The organism is Streptomyces sp. NPDC088194, assembly GCF_040702025.1.
Classification (GTDB): Bacteria; Actinomycetota; Actinomycetes; order Streptomycetales; family Streptomycetaceae; genus Actinacidiphila.
In genome coordinates this window covers 150,432-164,293 of sequence record NZ_JBFBIV010000002.1, presented here as the reverse complement: position 1 = coordinate 164,293, position 13,862 = coordinate 150,432, and the positions used below count along the sequence as shown (strand labels likewise).

General features: G+C 71.4%; 12 protein-coding genes. 8 read left to right on the top strand and 4 right to left on the bottom strand.

What is annotated here, in order from left to right; all coding sequences use genetic code 11:
* Nucleotides 1-252: 252 nt before the first annotated feature.
* Nucleotides 253-978 carry a GPR1/FUN34/YaaH family transporter gene (locus AB0399_RS01615; RefSeq protein WP_366409893.1) on the top strand — a complete coding sequence of 242 codons (726 nt, stop codon included), beginning with the start codon at nucleotides 253-255 and terminating at the stop codon, nucleotides 976-978.
* Between the two features lie 72 nt (nucleotides 979-1,050).
* Here the strand turns inward: AB0399_RS01615 and AB0399_RS01610 are convergent, their stop codons facing one another.
* The 4 genes from AB0399_RS01610 to AB0399_RS01595 all read right to left on the bottom strand — a co-directional run bounded on the left by AB0399_RS01610 (nucleotide 1,051) and on the right by AB0399_RS01595 (nucleotide 3,744).
* Entirely contained in the window at nucleotides 1,051-1,968 is a 918-nt protein-coding gene (locus tag AB0399_RS01610; RefSeq protein WP_366409891.1) for a hypothetical protein, read from the bottom strand.
* Nucleotides 1,965-2,879 carry an ABC transporter ATP-binding protein gene (locus tag AB0399_RS01605; protein ID WP_366409890.1) on the bottom strand — a complete coding sequence of 305 codons (915 nt, stop codon included), beginning with the start codon at nucleotides 2,877-2,879 and terminating at the stop codon, nucleotides 1,965-1,967. The genes AB0399_RS01610 and AB0399_RS01605 overlap by 4 nt, the downstream gene beginning before the upstream one ends.
* On the bottom strand, nucleotides 2,857-3,267 hold the full coding sequence (locus AB0399_RS01600) for a GntR family transcriptional regulator (RefSeq protein ID WP_329374223.1): 411 nt from the start codon (nucleotides 3,265-3,267) through the stop codon (nucleotides 2,857-2,859). The genes AB0399_RS01605 and AB0399_RS01600 overlap by 23 nt, the downstream gene beginning before the upstream one ends.
* A gap of 216 nt (nucleotides 3,268-3,483) precedes the next feature.
* A complete protein-coding gene (locus AB0399_RS01595; RefSeq protein WP_366409889.1) occupies nucleotides 3,484-3,744 on the bottom strand; it encodes a DeoR family transcriptional regulator in 261 nt (86 codons plus the stop codon).
* A 466-nt stretch (nucleotides 3,745-4,210) separates the two neighbouring features.
* On the opposite strand from AB0399_RS01595, the gene AB0399_RS01590 reads away from it, so the two are divergent.
* The 7 genes from AB0399_RS01590 (at nucleotide 4,211) to AB0399_RS01560 (ending at nucleotide 13,813) form a co-directional block, all read left to right on the top strand.
* Nucleotides 4,211-5,185 (top strand): sugar ABC transporter permease, encoded by a 975-nt coding sequence (locus AB0399_RS01590; protein ID WP_328464992.1) that lies wholly within the window; start codon nucleotides 4,211-4,213, stop codon nucleotides 5,183-5,185.
* 11 nt (nucleotides 5,186-5,196) lie between these two features.
* Entirely contained in the window at nucleotides 5,197-6,093 is an 897-nt protein-coding gene (locus tag AB0399_RS01585; protein ID WP_329368386.1) for a carbohydrate ABC transporter permease, read from the top strand.
* Between the two features lie 200 nt (nucleotides 6,094-6,293).
* Nucleotides 6,294-7,646, top strand: a complete 1,353-nt coding sequence (locus tag AB0399_RS01580; RefSeq protein WP_329368384.1) for a sugar ABC transporter substrate-binding protein — start codon at nucleotides 6,294-6,296, stop codon at nucleotides 7,644-7,646.
* A 150-nt stretch (nucleotides 7,647-7,796) separates the two neighbouring features.
* Entirely contained in the window at nucleotides 7,797-9,272 is a 1,476-nt protein-coding gene (locus AB0399_RS01575) for a glycoside hydrolase family 36 protein (protein WP_366409888.1), read from the top strand.
* Between the two features lie 226 nt (nucleotides 9,273-9,498).
* Complete coding sequence (locus AB0399_RS01570) at nucleotides 9,499-11,442, top strand: carbohydrate-binding protein (protein WP_366409887.1); 1,944 nt, start codon at nucleotides 9,499-9,501, stop codon at nucleotides 11,440-11,442.
* 245 nt (nucleotides 11,443-11,687) lie between these two features.
* Nucleotides 11,688-13,001, top strand: coding sequence for an alpha-glucosidase/alpha-galactosidase (locus tag AB0399_RS01565; protein WP_329368378.1), 1,314 nt, complete (start codon nucleotides 11,688-11,690; stop codon nucleotides 12,999-13,001).
* Complete coding sequence (locus AB0399_RS01560) at nucleotides 12,998-13,813, top strand: DeoR/GlpR family DNA-binding transcription regulator (protein ID WP_328464999.1); 816 nt, start codon at nucleotides 12,998-13,000, stop codon at nucleotides 13,811-13,813. The genes AB0399_RS01565 and AB0399_RS01560 overlap by 4 nt, the downstream gene beginning before the upstream one ends.
* Nucleotides 13,814-13,862: the final 49 nt, after the last annotated feature.

Below are 13,862 nucleotides of genomic sequence, written 5' to 3'. Positions count from 1 at the left end.
CTCCTCGCGCCGCTCGCTCGCAGGCACCGCCACGACCGGGCGCGTTGCCCGAAAGACGGCGGTTTACGGATTAAGCTGCGGAATGCGGCTGTATGGACGAGTCGTAGGGACGAGTGGCCGCGGCACACCACTGTGCGGCACGGCCGTCCGCGCTTCGGGCGAACGGCCCCGAGCGCACGACGACGACATGACGACGGCAGGGCGGAGCGCGGGGCGAGGGCAGGGCGAAGGTCGGCACCGAGGGATGAGGGCGTGGACAGCACCACAGCGGGGCCGGTGACGGAAGGTCCCGAGCCGCCCTTCCCGGACGGCGACCCGCCCCCGCCCGATGTCCGGTCCATGATCCGGGTCAACCTGCGCCCGATGGCGACGCCGTTGCCGCTGGGGTACTTCACCGTCGCCATCGACTCGACCATCGTGTCCACGTACCAGGCCGGCCTTCTTCCGAGGAACGCCGAAGCCGCGGTCGCGCTCGTCCTGCTGCCCGCCTTCGTCCTCCAGATCATCGTCGGGGTCCTCGCCGTGTTCTGCCGTGACGCGACCGCCGCCACGGCCATGACGAGTTTCGCGGCGAACTGGCTGGTGGAGACCCTGCTGTACTTCGTGCATCCCCCCCAGGCGCAGAAGGTGCTCGGCATCTTCCTGGTGACGTTCTCCGTGTTCGTCCTCCTCGTGATGCTGACGGCGTTGTCCAAACGGGCTCTCGCCGCGGTGCTGGTGGTGGCCGTGCCCAGGTTCTCCGTGTCGGGGGTGGCCGACATCACCGGCAACGTCGACGCCGCCCATGCCGGGGCGGCCCTCGGCTTCATCCTCGCCGCGGTCTCGATGTACGCGGCGTGGGCCCTGCTCCTGGAGGAGACCCGCGGACGTGCGATCCTGCCCATCGGGCGGCGCGGCACCGCACTTGCCATCCAGGGCGATCTCGCCAGCCAGTTGAAGAACATCGAGCGGCAGCCAGGAGTCCGCCGGACCCTGTGACCGGCTTCGCCGAGCGGCGGGCGGACCGGGCACTCGACGGCGTGCGTACGGCCGGGCCCGGCGGCCGCGCGGTCAGGACCCCGCGGTACGGCGGCGCAGGACGCGCAGCGCGGCCCAGGTCAGCACGGCCGCCACCGCGAGCACGACCGCGCTCTGGGCGATCTGGTAGGGCCAGTAGTCGCCCGGCTTCAGGGAGTCGACGAGGAAGGTGTCCTGCGGGAGCACGTCGTAGAACTGCAGGCCGAGCACACCGCCGGCGTGCCATCCGCTGACCCGCGACCAGGCCGGGAAGTCGATCAGCAGTGCCACCCGCGAGCGCACCAGCAGGGCGGTCAGCAGCCAGGTCAGCGCGGGTGCGGCGATCAGCGCGGGCACGGTGCGGCGCAGCACGGTTCCGGTCAGGGCGCCGGCGGCGACGCCGAGCAGCACGTAGGCGACGGTGACCGGGCCGATGGTGAAGTAGGCGGTGTGCCGGTCGATTCCGTGGGTCAGCAGGTCGAGGTGGACGGCGTGCACGGTGCTGTGCCGGTACAGCACCACCAGCGGCAGGACCAGGACCAGGACCACCGCCGCCAGCCCGGCCCAGCGGGCGGCGAACCAGCGCCGCGCGGAGACGGACTGCGCGAGGGTGAGAGCGACCCGGCGGGACTGCCACTCGCGGCCGGTGACCACACCGGTGAGCGCCGCGGCGTACAGGGCCGGCTGGAAGGCGAGGCGCGCGCCGTCCTGGAGGAGTTGGGCGGTCCGGACGTGCGCGTCGCCCGGGTGCCGCCCGAAGTCGTACTCCTGCTTGCCGATGCGTGCGCGCAGGTCCACGGCGTGGGACCAGCCGAAGTAGTGGAACACCAGGTAGGCGCCGATGCGCAGCGCGACCAGCAGGAGCAGGGCGGCCACGGGCCACATCTGGCGCGAGACGATCCGGGTGAGCGGCCACCGCTCCCCACGGGGGCGGGACTTGGTCGACGTCACGGTGTCGGTGGCGGCGCTCACGCGGCGGACTCCTCGGGGTGGGGCTGCTGGGCGAGTACGAGGTCGGGGGCGTCCGGGGCGGCGAGGTGGGCCAGCACCAGTTCCTCCAGCGTGGGCTGCCGGACCTGCCAGTCGGCGGGGATCGCGGCTCCCGGGCGGATCAGCGCGCTGGTGCCGCGGCCGGCCGGGCGGGACTCGACGACGGTGTGGCCGGCGAGCCGATCGGCGCCCCCGGAGTAGGTGACCATCGCGTGGGACGCGGTGAGGTCGTCGATGTCGCCGCAGAGGCGGGCCCGGCCGCCGTCGAGCAGCAGCAGGTGGTCGCAGGTGTCGGCGAGGTCGGAGATGATGTGCGAGGACATCACCACGGTGCTGCCCGTCTCGGCGGCGTGGGCCAGCAGCAGGCCCATCAGCTCACGGCGGGAGAGCACGTCCACCTCCGCCATCGGCTCGTCCAGCAGCAGCAGGTCGGCGCGCTTGCCGAGGGCGACGGCCAGCGCGATCCGGGCGCGCGCGCCGCCGGACAGGTCCCGTATCCGCTCGTCGCGGTCGTACCGCGCCAGGTCGGCGACCCGCTCGGCCAGCTCGCGGTCCCAGTTGGCGCTGTTGGCGAGCGCGCCGAAGCGCAGGGTGTCCGCGGCGGTGAGCCGGGGGAACAGGGGCCGGTCCTGGGCCAGGTAGGAGACCCGCGGATGGCCGGCCCTGGGCGGCTTCCCGAAGATCTCGACGGTGCCGGCGCCGGGCTGCTCGAACCCGGCCGCGATCTCCAGCAGGGTCGACTTGCCCGCACCGTTGGGTCCGACGAGAGCGCAGACGGCGCCGGCCGGGATGCTGAAGGTGCAACCGCCGAGCGCGTCCGGGCCTCTGCGCCGATATCTCTTGGTGACGCCGCGCGCGGTGAGCGCCGGGTCAGCGCTGCTGGTGGGGAACAAGGCCGGAATCCTTCGGTGGATGGAGATCGTCGAGTACGGCGGCGAACAGCGCGGCGAGGTCGTCGCGTTCCAGTCCGGCCGCATGGGCACGTGCGGCCACCTCGGCGAGTTCGGCCCGCCAGGGTGAGTCGGCGCCGGAGGAGCCGAGGGTGCCCACCACGAACGTCCCGTGCCTGCGTCGGGTTTCGACCAGGCCCTGGGACTCGAGTGCGCGGTACGCCTTGAGCACGGTGTTGGGGTTCAGCGCGGTCGCCTCGACCACCGCGCGGGCGGTGGGCAGGCGGTCGCCCGGCTCCAGAAGGCCCAACCGCAGGGCCTGCTGGACCTGCTGGACGATCTGCAGGTAGCTGGCGACCCCGCTCTGCCGGTCGATCCGGAAGGCGAACATCGCCACCGCACCCCTCATTCCACTAATCAAGTAGTGGAATCATGCACGGGCTTTCCGTGCACGTCAAACGGCACCTCACGGGTGCGCGAGCGCGGTGGTGGGGCGGTGGCGGGGCGGTGGCGGGGCAGCGGTGGTCGGTGGCGCGGGCGTCGGCCGGACGGTGGCGCGGGCGACGGCGGGGCGGCGGAGAGGGGGCGGCGAGGGGGCGGCGTACGGTCAGCGCGGCCGGCCCCCGCCGCGGACCCGTTCCAGCCGCCCCTCCTCGTGGAGTTGCCCGAGGTCGCGCCGGATGGTGACGGTCGAGACGCCGAAGCGCGCGGCCAGGCGCGCGGTCTCGACCGCGCGATCGGCGGCCAGGATCGCCAGGATGGCGCGCTTGCGCTGGATCGGCAGCAGCGCGCCGCGGGCGTGCGGCGGTGCGTCGGGGACGGGGTGGGGCCGGCCGCCGGCCAGGGCCGCGGCGCGCTGTTCGGGCATCGGCTCGACTCTCCTCCGGGGACGGGGCAAACACCTCGCAGGGAGCATCGATGGAAAGTTTTAGAAAGTCAAGGGTCGGCGAAGCCTTCCGATGCGGGCCCGAGACCGCCCCGCCGGGACCCGCCCCCGGGCCCTTGGAAGGCGACGCCCGCCCGCGCGCACGCGCCCACCCCGCCGCCGGCAGTTCGTCCGCCGAACCCGCCAACTCCCGTTACCGCCAAGGTCACTGACGCACCGACAAAGTGCCAGCTCGAACGCCTGCCAGAACCGATCCGGCCGGCGCCGCCCCCGCGACCGCGGCGCCGCTCCCCCACCGTTCGCCCCGATCCCGGCAAACCCCGCCGCCGCACCGGAACTTCGGCGATCGTTGCCGACGAGAGCCTTGACAACGCCGGGCCGAAGGTCGTTACTTCTCTCCAAGCGATGAGAAGAGAAAGTTATGGAAAGTCGTACTGAAGGAGTCTCCGTGGCCGGTGGTGCGTCGCAGACCCGCGAACGGGCGGGAACAGCGCGAGAGGCGCGAGCCGAAGCCCGGGACCGTACGGGGCACCGACCGCGGCCCGGCCCCCGGCGCCGCGGGGACGGACCCGTCGCGCTGCTGTTCCTCGCGCCGGTACTGCTCGGCTTCGCGGTGTTCTACGTGTACCCGGCGATCCGCGGCGCGTACTTCTCCACGACCGACTACAACCTGCTCTCCGCTCCGCACGGCGTGGGCGCGGCCAACTACTCGACGCTGCTGCACGATCCGCTGTTCTGGAACTCGCTGAAGGTCAGCGCCTACTACGTGGTCCTCAACGTCGGCTCGCAGACGGTGCTGGCGGTGGTGCTGGCAGGGCTGATGTTCCGGCTGACCCGGTCGGTGGCCATCCGCGTGATGCTGCTGCTGCCCTGGCTGGTGCCGAACGTCACCGTGGGGCTGCTCTTCCTGTGGCTGTTCGACGCCGACCTCGGACTGGTCAACCACGTGCTGAGCTCGGTCGGTGTCGGCACGCACGGCTGGTTCTCCTCGACCACATGGTCGATGCCGACCATCGCGCTCACCAACACCTGGGCCTACACCGGCTACACCGCGCTCCTGCTGTACGCGGGCATGCTCCAGATCCCCGACCCGATCTACGAGGCCGCGCTGCTGGACGGCGCCGGCGAGATCCGGATGTTCTTCCGGCTCACCCTGCCGCTGATCCGGCCGGTCCTCGCGCTGGTGCTGGTCGTGTCGGTGATCGGCTCGTTCCAGATCTTCGACACGGTCGCGATCACGCCCAGTCCCGGCGGCCCGGTCAACTCCACCCGCGTCATCTACTACTACATCTACGAACTGGCCTTCAAACACTTCGAAATGGGCTACGCCAGCGCGGTCGCGATGACGCTGGTCCTCATCCTCGGCGTGCTGACCATGGTGCAGATGCGGCTGCTGCGCGCATCGCGCTCGGACCTGGCCTAGGAGTCCCGACGATGCCCCGCCGCTCCCTCTCCCCGCGCCTGCCCACCGGACGTACCCTCGCCTGGGCCGTGCTGATCCTGGCCCTGCTGGTCACGGTGTTCCCGTTCTACTGGATGCTGCGCACCGCTCTCACCCCGGCCCACCAACTGCTCGCCGACAACTCCGGGTTGTGGCCGCACCACCCGACGCTGATCAACTTCAGGCGGGTGATCGGACTGACCAGCCTGGCCCAGAACCAGGCCGCCGGCGGGTCGGGGGCCCAGCTGAACTTCCTGCTCTACCTGCGCAACTCCCTGATCTACTGCGCGCTGATCGCCACCGTCCAGACGTTCTGCTGCGCCATGGCCGGCTACGCGCTCGCCCGGCTGCGCTTCCGGGGCCGGAACCTGCTCTTCTCCCTGTTCGTGATGTCGCTGATGGTCCCGCCGATCTTCACGCTGCTGCCGAACTTCGCGCTGATGAAGAACCTGGGCTGGCTCGGCTCGTTCGCCGGCATGGTCGCGCCCACGCTGCTGATGACGCCGTTCGCGGTGTTCTTCCTGCGCCAGTTCTTCCTGTCCATCCCGCGCGAGATCGAGGAGGCGGCCACGATCGACGGCGCGGGCAAGTGGACCCAGTTCTGGCAGGTGATCGTGCCCATGAGCCGCGGGCCGCTGTTCACCATCGGCCTGATCACGGCCGTCTGGGCCTGGAAGGACTACCTGTGGCCGCTGCTGGTGGGCCCCGACCCCAGCACCCGGGTGCTGACCGCCGGACTCGGGATCTTCCTGCAGCAGTCCCCGAACACCGCGCCGGACTGGACCGGGCTGATGGCCGCGTCGGTGCTCACCGTGGTCCCCGTCGCCCTGCTGCTGATCTTCTTCGGCAAGCGGCTGGTGGAGTCGATGGGCTTCACCGGCATCAAGTAGCCCGCGCACATCCCGCACCGATCCCGCACCGATCCCGGACCCATCCCGCACCGATCCCGCAGCGCCCCCGCAGCGAACCCGCGACAGGCAGCCCGTAGCCCGCGACGCCGCCCCCGAACCCTCGCGGCGCACGCCTCTCCCCGCACCCTCGTGCGCCCCTCCGCCGGGACCGCCCCGGCCCAAGGAAGGAACGATCCCCCATGAGACGCAACGTCCGCGTCGCGGTCGCCATCTTCGCCGCCGCACTCCCCGTCACCCTGGCGGCCTGCTCCAGCGACTCCTCGAAGGCCGGCGGCCCCGTCACCCTCGACTACGCGCTGTGGGACAGCGCCCAGCTGCCCGCCTACCAGGCCTGCGCCGACGCCTTCACCGCGGCCAACCCCGACATCAAGATCAAGATCACCCAGACCGCGTGGGGCCAGTACTGGACCAACCTGACCACCGAGATGACCGCGGGCAACGCCCCCGACGTGTTCACCGACCACGTCGCCTACTACCCGAACCTGGTCAAGAACAACCAGATCCTGGACATCTCCCAGCAGGTCGCCGCCGACCACGTCGACCTGTCGCAGTACCAGAGCGGGCTGGCCGACGCCTGGGTCAAGGACGGCAAGCGGTACGGCCTGCCCAAGGACTGGGACACCGAGGCCATCGCGTACAACACCACCATGGCCGCCAAGGCCGGCTACTCCGCCGCGGACCTGGCCAAGCTGACCTGGAACCCCGACGACGGCGGCACCTTCGAGCAGTTCATCGCCAAGATGACCGTCGACACCAGCGGCCGCGACGGGCTCGACCCGAAGTTCGACAAGAAGCACGTCAAGACGTACGGCATCGAACTCGCCTACGACGACGGCTCGACCGGGCAGAGCAGCTGGGGCAACCTCGCCGCCTCGGCCGGCTTCACCTTCCTGGACAAGAACCCGTTCGGCACCAAGTACCACTACGACGACCCGGCGCTGGCCAAGACCGTCGACTGGGAGGCGAGCCTGGCCAAGAAGGGCTACGCGCCGGCCTACGACAAGAACTCCAGCCTCGGCCCTGACGCGGTGCTGAACGCCGGCAAGGCCGCGATGACGATGACCGGTTCGTGGAACATCAACACCTACCTGGGCCCGACCGCCACCCAGAAGTTCGCCTTCGCGGCGCTGCCGGTAGGCCCGAAGGGCCGCAAGACCTTCCTCAACGGCCTGTCCGACGCCATCTACGCCGGCACCAAGCACCCCGACCAGGCGTGGCAGTGGGTGAAGTTCCTCGGCTCGACCGGCTGCCAGGACATCATCGCCGCCAAGGGCGTGGTCTTCCCCGCGCTCAAGACCGACAGCGACAAGGCGCTGGCCACCCACAAGGCCGCCGGCCAGGACGTCAAGGTCTTCGTGGACGAGGCCACCGCCCCCGGCGGCACCTTCACCTACCCCATCACCGACCACGCCGACCAGGTCACCCAGGAGGTCCAGACCGACCTGGAACGGGTCTGGCTCGGCCAGTCCGACGGCGCCGACGCGCTGGCCAAGGCGCAGAAGGCCGTGAACGGGTACTTCGCCCAGCCCTGACCGACCCGCCGGCACCGATCCCCGCCGGCACCACCCCGCCGGCACCACCCCCGCCGGCACCGATCCCCGCTGCCACGACGCACCCGTGACCGGGCCGGGGACGCCGTCCCGACCACGGCGCCCCGGCCCTCCCCGAAGTGAAGGGACACCATGCCCCACCTCCTGGACCTCGGTCCTCTGCACCTCCCCGCGCAGCTCAGCGGCCCACCGCAAACCGTGGAAGGGGGCCTGCTGCTGCCGCCGGGCCGGGTGGCGCTGCTCCACGGCCTGCCCGACGCCCAGGTCTACCGGCACGGCTGGAACTCCTGGAGCCCGTCGGGCTGGCGGGCCATGGACGAGCCGCCGCTGCGCATCGCCAACCCGATCCGCCGCCTCACCGCCGACGACACCGTCTGGGACGAGGAAGGGCGCCACCACTCCTCCGCGGTGACCGCGCTCACCGCCGGCGACGGCAACGTCCTGCTGCTGGGCGCGCTCGGCCTGGACGTGCCGCGGCTGAGCGTGGACCGCGACACCGTCACCGGCTGGTACGAGCAGGCGGGCGCGCCCTGGTTCTGCGGCTACGGACCGGAGTTGGAGGTCTTCGCCCGCTACGCCGAACTGCTGGGCGAGCACCTGGGGCGGGCCGGCCGGCGGGCGGGCAACGTGTGGTCCAGCTGGTACGCGTACTACGAGGACATCGACGAGCGCACCCTGCACGCGAACCTCGACGGGCTGGCCGGGCTGCCGTTCGACGTCTTCCAGATCGACGACGGCTGGGAGCGGATGGTCGGCGACTGGCAGCCGAACGCCAAGTTCCCCTCGGGCATGGCCGACCTCACCGCCCGGGTCACCGGCGCCGGACTGACCCCGGGCCTGTGGATCGCGCCGTTCATCGCCCGGCCGGACGCGCGGATCGTCAAGGAGCGGCCGCACCTGTTCCTCACCGACGACGCCGGCACCCCGGTCCCGGCCGGCTACAACTGGGGCGGGCCGTACTACGCCCTGGACGTCACCCTGCCCGAGGCCCTCGACCACCTGCGGCAGACGATCGAGACCGTGGTCGGCTGGGGATTCCGCTACCTCAAGCTCGACTTCGTCAACGCCGCCGCCATCACCGCGCGGCGCCACGACCCGACGGTGGGCCGTGAGAGCGCCTACCGCGACGCGATGCGGCTGATCCGGCAGACCGCCGGCGAGGACGTCTACATCCTGGGCTCGGGTGCGCCGGTGCTGCCGTCGCTGGGGGTGTGCGACGGCATCCGGGTCGGGCCCGACGTCGCCCCGTTCTGGTCCCACTACGCCACCGAGGACCCCTCCGACGCCACCGCGCAGAACGCCCTGGTCTCCTCGGTGAACCGGCTCTGGCTCAAGGGCCTGGTCGAACTCGACCCGGACGCCGCCTACTTCCGCGACCGGCAGAGCCTGTTGACGGCGGCGCAGCGGCGGTTGCTGGTGGACCTCGCCCATGTCTGCGACTTCCGGGCCACCTCCGACCCGCCCGCGTGGCTGGCCACGACCGAACGCGCGGCGCTCGCCGACTTCCTCAAGTCCCGCCCCGAGGTGCGCCAGTTGGACCGCTACCGGTTCGAGATCGGTGCGCAGGAGGTGGACTTCACCGCGGCCGCGCTGCGCCGGGGCGACTGACCGACGCCATGTGACCTGGGGGCGCAGGGAGTTCAGGGACCGGGGGGAAGAGGGGCAGGGACCGGGACCGGGGGCAAGGGCCGGGGACCGGGGGGTTCAGGGGGGCGATTCTTCCGGGGTCGGGCCGGAGGGCACCACGCGCACCGTTCACTGCGATCGACCAACGGAGGTCGACACGATGCAACCACGCACGAGACCAACCGGGCACGCCAGGACGCGCCTTGCGATGGCGCTGGCGGCGCTCTTCGCGCTGCTGGCGGCGACCATGGCCGGCACGCACAGCGCGTCCGCGGCCCCGGCCGCGCCGGCCGCCGCCGGCGCCCCGGCCCGCCCCGCACCGCCCGCCACCCCGGACCCGTCCCTGACCGACCACCCGCTGACGTACGCGCCGGGACCGCTGGACAACCCGGACAAGGGCCTGGCGGTCTACTACAACGCGGGCACCGACCAGAACACCGGCTACCCGCACAGCATCACCTGGAGCTACTTCCCACTCTCGGCGGTGATGACCGACGCGAGTGACTGCACCGCGCTGGACTGGTCCCCGGTGGAGAAGATGCTCGACGAGACCGCGTCGTACGGCAACACCGCCGCGATCCGGTTCTATCTGGACTACCCCAGCGGGAACCCGACCAACGGCATCCCCGCCTGCTGGAACGGCAAGGTGCCGACCAACGACGACACGTACTGGAACACCCAGAGCCCCGACTACAACAACGCGTTCCTGCTCAGCTCGCTGCAGCAGTTCATCGGGCAGTTCGGCGCGAAGTACGACGGCGACCCGCGGATCGGCTTCATCCAGATGGGCCTGATCGGCTACTGGGGCGAGTGGCACACCTGGCCGGAGAACGGCACCGGCGGCTACCCGGACTTCATGGCCACCGACGCGAACGCGGCACTGATCGTCAGGGCCTTCGCCAACGCCTTCCACACCACCAAGATCGAGGTCCGCTACCCCACGTCCGGCGGCGGGGCGGCGAACGACCTCGACGTGGGCTACCACGACGACTCGTTCTGCTACCGCGAAGGCGACCCGCTCGCGGGCGTCACCCTGCCCCAGTCGATGGGCGGCGCCGACTACTCCCAGCTCCAGTACGCCCTCGACGAGGGCGTGGAGAACAAGTGGGTCACCGACTCGATGGGCGGTGAGGTCCGGCCCGAGATCCAGGGCTCGGTCTTCGGCACCTGGGGCAGCGGCGCGAGCGGCTCCGACGACGACATCAAGGCGTGCATCGAGATGGAGCACACCACCTGGAAACTCGACCAGGGCAGCACCGGCTACAGCCCCACCGATCCCGACGTGGGGGCGGCGGTCCGCGCGATGGGCTACGACCTGACCGTGCCGGACGCGTACTACGACAGCAGCGTCTCGGGCACCGCGAAGATCGGCGTGAAGATCTCCAACGACGGGGTGGCGCCCTTCTACCACCCCTGGACGGTGCGCCTGGGCCTGAAGGACTCCTCGGGGAAGGTCGTCAAGACCTGGGACACCTCCTGGGACCTGACCAAGGTGATGCCGCTGAAGATCCGGGCGTTCCCGGACTGGAACGCCGGCACCGACCCGACGTACCTGCCCTACGGGTACCCGGAGTACTTCGACACCAGCGTGGACACCTCCTCCGTGGCGTCGGGCTCCTACCAGTTGGTGATGGACGTGGTGAACCCGCTCTCGGCGGTGAACGCCGCCGCCAAGAGCCTGCGCTTCGCCAACGCCACCCAGAACGCCGACGGTTGGCTGGGGCTCGGCGCCATCGCCGTGGGCTCCGGCAACAGCGGCGGCGGGGACGGCGGTTCCACCTCCTACGAGGCCGAGGCGTCCGCCAACACCCTGACCGGCGGCGCGGCCGTCGCCGACTGCACCGGCTGCTCGGGCGGGCAGAAGGTCGGGTACCTGGGCAACGGCGCGACGCTCACCTTCGACAACGTGGCCGGCGGCAGCGGCGGCGCCACCCAGGTGACCGTCGCCTACACCAGCGCCGTCGCCCGCACCCTGCGGATCAGCGCCGACGGCGGCACCCCGGTGAGCGTGTCCGTCACCCCGACCGCCGACTGGCAGACCACCGCCACCGCCACCGCGACGCTCGACCTGAAGGCGGGGAACGCCAACACCGTCACCCTCGCCAACCCGGATGACTGGGCACCCGACATCGACCGCATCACCGTCGGCTGACCTCGCCCATCGCCCATATCGGGACCGGGGCGCCGGTCACGTGGTCCGCGCGCGGATCATGTGGCCGGCACCCGGCTCGGCGTACGCTGAGTGCCGCTTTCACCCCGAGGTCCACCCACGGATTCACCCGCAGGTGCACCACGAGACGCACCGCCGGCTTCAGCACCGGCCGCACCACCGGGTGCGCCATCAGGACGACCGGAACGACACTGACCGAAACGACACTGCCGGAGGAGGACGGGGGCATGGCCGACATCGTGCTGACCGGCGCGGGCAACGTGAAGATGACCCGGCGCATCCTGTCCGACCTGTTCCTCGTCCCCGCCCTGGCCGGCCGCCTGCGCATCCGGCTGCACGACATCGACCCGGACCGGCTGGCCACCGCCCTCACCCTGGCCCGGAGCCTGGACGCGGAGGCCGGCGCCGGAGCGGTGATCGAGTCGTACACCGACCGCAGGGCCGCCCTGTACGGCGCCGACTACGTGGTCTGCCAGCTGGGCGTCGGCGGCTACGACACCGCGCTGCGCGACTTCGAGATCCCGGCCCGGCACGGGCTGCGCCAGACCATCGCCGACACCATCGGCATCGGCGGCATCTTCCGCGGCCTGCGCACCATCCCGGTGATGGTCGGGCTCGCCCGGGACATGGCCGAGCAGTGCCCCGACGCGTGGCTGCTCAGCTACACCGACCCGCTGGTGATGACGCTGTGGGCGGTGCGCGAGGTCACCGGCATGAGCCGCGTGGTCGGCCTGTGCCACGCGGTCCGCGACACCCACGCGTTCCTCGCCGACGCGGTCGGCCGGGAGGCCGAGGACCTCACCTTCCTCACCGCGGGGCTGACCCATCAGGCGTTCGTGCTGCGCTTCGAGGCCGACGGCAGGTCGCTGTACCCGGAGCTGGAGGCCGCGGTGCGGGCCGACCCGAAGCTGGGGCGGCACGTGCGGATGGAGATGTGGCGCCGGTTCGGCTACTTCCCCACCGAGTCCAGCGAGCACGCGGCCGAGTACGTGCCCTGGTTCATGCGCCATGACGACGAGATCGCCCGGCTGGGCATCCCCGTCGGCGAGTACCTGGGGGTGCTCAGCCGGAGCCTGCACGCCTACGAGGAGATCCGCCGGGGGCTGGCCCAGGGGCGGCCGATGCTGATGCGCTGGCTGGAACCCGAGATCGCCTCCGAGGTGCTGCGGGCGATGATCACCGGCGAGGCCCGGCGGGTGAACCTGACCCTGCCCAACGAGGGCCTGATCCCCGCGCTGCCGGCCGAGTGCTTCGTCGAGGTGCCCGCCGACATCGACGCCGGCGGCGTCACGGCCGCCCCGATCGACCGCTATCCCGCGCAGCTGGCCGCGCTCAACCGCGCGTACGTCAACGTCGCGGAACTGACCGTCCGCGCCGTGCTGGACGGCGAACCGCGTCATGTGCGGCACGCTGCGATGCTGGACCCGAACACCGCGGCGACGCTCTCGCTGGCCGCGATCGAACAGCTCTGCGACGAGATGACCGAAGCACACCGCGACCTGCTGCCCGCCGGTCTCGCGGACCGGAAGGGCCAGGCATGACCAGTACCCATGAGCCGATGCCGGCCGAGGTCCGCCGCGAGCGCATGCTCGCCCTGGTCCAGGAGCAGGACTTCGTGCGGATCGCGGCCCTCGCCGAGGCGTTCGGCGTCTCGGTGGTCACCGTCCGGGGCGACCTGGACGTGCTGGAGGAACACGGCCTGATCCGCCGGGTCCGCGGCGGCGCCCGGGCCGCGCCGCTGGACACGCGGAACGAGCCCTCCTACGAACAGTCGCTGGGCTCGGCCGCGTTGGAGAAGGCCGCCATCGCCAAGACCGCGGCCCAGCGGGTCGGCAGCGGCCAGTCCCTCGTCATCGACGCCGGGACCACCACGACCTTCTTCGCCCGCGAGCTGGTCGCGCGCCGGGATCTGACCGACCTGATGGTGTTCACCAACAGCACCAGCGTCGCCCACCAGCTCGAACCCGCCATCCCGCGCTTCACCGTGGTGCTGTCCGGGGGGACGCTCCGCCCGCTGCAGCGGTCCCTGGTCGACCCGATGGGCGGGCGCATCCTGGAGAACATCCACGCCGACACCGCGTTCCTGTCGTGCAGCGGCATCCACCCCGACACCGGCGTCACGAACATCAACATCCAGGAAGCCGAGATGAAGATCAGGATGCTGCGCGCCACCACGCAGCACATCCTGCTCGCCGACTCGACCAAGCTCGGCAGGACCGACCTCGCCCCGGTCTGCCCGCTCAGCGACCTGGACCTGCTGATCGTCGGCGACAACGCGACCGGCACCCAGGTCGCCCAGCTGCGCGAGTACGGCCTGACCGTCGAACTCGGGGTGCTGACGGACCAGTCGTAGGGACCGGTCGTACGGACCGGCTTTACGGACCGGCTTTACGGACCGGTCG

Coding starts and splice junctions, on each gene's coding strand:
- AB0399_RS01600 (WP_329374223.1), bottom strand. CDS start 3,267: ATGTTCGCCTTCCGGATCGACCGGCAGAGCGGGGTCGCCAGCTACCTG.
- AB0399_RS01595 (WP_366409889.1), bottom strand. CDS start 3,744: ATGCCCGAACAGCGCGCCGCGGCCCTGGCCGGCGGCCGGCCCCACCCC.
- AB0399_RS01585 (WP_329368386.1), top strand. CDS start 5,197: ATGCCCCGCCGCTCCCTCTCCCCGCGCCTGCCCACCGGACGTACCCTC.
- AB0399_RS01580 (WP_329368384.1), top strand. CDS start 6,294: ATGAGACGCAACGTCCGCGTCGCGGTCGCCATCTTCGCCGCCGCACTC.
- AB0399_RS01575 (WP_366409888.1), top strand. CDS start 7,797: ATGCCCCACCTCCTGGACCTCGGTCCTCTGCACCTCCCCGCGCAGCTC.
- AB0399_RS01570 (WP_366409887.1), top strand. CDS start 9,499: ATGGCGCTGGCGGCGCTCTTCGCGCTGCTGGCGGCGACCATGGCCGGC.
- AB0399_RS01565 (WP_329368378.1), top strand. CDS start 11,688: ATGGCCGACATCGTGCTGACCGGCGCGGGCAACGTGAAGATGACCCGG.
- AB0399_RS01560 (WP_328464999.1), top strand. CDS start 12,998: ATGACCAGTACCCATGAGCCGATGCCGGCCGAGGTCCGCCGCGAGCGC.